Origin of the sequence: Peptoniphilus indolicus ATCC 29427, assembly GCF_000227315.1 — a bacterium.
Taxonomy (GTDB): domain Bacteria; phylum Bacillota; class Clostridia; order Tissierellales; family Peptoniphilaceae; genus Peptoniphilus; species Peptoniphilus indolicus.
Map to the genome: position 1 here is coordinate 1 of NZ_JH165065.1, position 1,909 is coordinate 1,909.

The 1,909-nt window shown below is 33.6% G+C and carries 1 protein-coding gene; it reads left to right on the forward strand.

What is annotated here, in order from left to right:
• Positions 1 to 85: 85 nt before the first annotated feature.
• Positions 86 to 1,909, forward strand: a 1,824-nt coding sequence (locus HMPREF9129_RS11770; RefSeq protein WP_169311345.1) for a stalk domain-containing protein, incomplete at its 3' end; no start/stop codon positions are given.

Here is a 1,909-nt window from a genome sequence, read left to right on the forward strand (position 1 = left end):
AAAAAGCTTGATTTTTGAGGGGGAGAGTTGTAAAATTAATCAAGAATGACTAAAAATGATAATGAATATTTAACGGAGGACGAGAATGGAGAATTTAAGGGAATTTATTAAAAGTAGGAAGCGAAATAGAATATACCGATATTCTATAAGAAGATTATCAATAGGGGTTGTCTCATGCGTAGTGGGAGCATTTGTACTTTTTGCACCAGTTAACTTCGGTAAGGCTGAGTTAAGTGGTGTTGTTTATGCAACAAGTGTCGATGGAAAAGTTTTGTTAAAAAATCTAGAATCTAAATTAGAACAAGAAATTAAAAATTATAAAGAAGATCCTAGCAAATCAAATAGGTCAGCTATATATAACAATGGTAAGTTAGATCATACTCTGTTTGTAAATGAATTTAAATCATTACTTGATAAAATAGATCAAGAATTAAAAGATGAAAAAGCTAAATTAATAGAAGAATTATTGAAGTTAGAAAAAACAAAAATAGAAGGCAATCAAGAGTTAGAAGGAAGAATTAGAACTAAAGCTAGAAAACTTATATCAGAAAATAATAATGATGATATTCAAAATCTTAAGGAATTTAGAAAGTCTGTAAAAAATATTAAAGAAGAAAAAGAAGAAAGAGAAAGAGAAAAAGAAAGAGAAGAACAAACAAGAAGAGAAAAAGAAGAACAAGCAAGAAGAGACAAAGAAGAACAAGCAAGAAGAGAAAGAGAAGAACAAGCAAGAAGAGACAAAGAAGAACAAGCAAGAAGAGACAAAGAAGAACAAGCAAGAAGAGACAAAGAAGAACAAGCGAGAAGAGAAAAAGAAGAACAAGCAAGAAGAGAAAAAGAAGAACAAGCGAGAAGAGAAAAAGAAGAACAAGCAAGAAGAGACAAAGAAGAACAAGCGAGAAGAGAAAAAGAAGAAAAAGAAGAAAGAGAAAGAGAAAAAGAAAGAGAAGAACAAACAAGAAGAGAAAAAGAAGAACAAGCAAGAAGAGAAAAAGAAGAACAAGCGAGAAGAGAAAAAGAAGAACAAGCAAGAAGAGACAAAGAAGAAAAGGCAAGAAGAGACAAAGAAGAAAAGGCAAGAAGAGAAAAAGAAGAACAAGCAAGAAGAGACAAAGAAGAAAAGGCAAGAAGAGAAAAAGAAGAACAAGCAAGAAGAGAAAAAGAAGAACAAGCGAGAAGAGAAAAAGAAGAACAAGCAAGAAGAGAAAAAGAAGAACAAGCAAGAAGAGAAAAAGAAGAACAAGCAAGAAGAGAAAGAGAAGAACAAGCAAGAAGAGACAAAGAAGAAAAGGCAAGAAGAGAAAAAGAAGAACAAGCAAGAAGAGACAAAGAAGAAAAGGCAAGAAGAGAAAAAGAAGAACAAGCAAGAAGAGACAAAGAAGAAAAGCCAAAAGAAGTGCCGGCTATGCCGCTGACACCGGGCATAAAAGTAATACCTTCAACTCCATTACAACCAAGCATAAAAGTGGCACCAAGAGCATTTAGAAACGACAACGATCAAAGGGGATCAATAGACTGGAGATATATAAAGGCGCCAAGCAAAGATGCAAAAGCAGAAGTGCAAAAACAAAAGACAGTAATAGAACTAAAGATCAAAATAGGCTCAGACATACTACAAAGAACAATAAACAACCACACACAAGAAACCAAAATGGATACAAAAGCCATAATAAAAGACGGCAGAACAATGTTACCGATAAGATACGTAGCAGAAGCCCTAGGATACACAGTAGAGTGGAGAGAAGACACAAGAATAGCGATCCTAAAAGACAAAAATACAACAATAGAAATTCCGGTAGATACAAATAAAATAATAGTAAACGGAAAAGAAATCCAAAGCGACGTAAAACCAATGATAGAAAACGGAAGAACAATGTTGCCGATAGCAAACGTAGCAAGAGCATTGGGC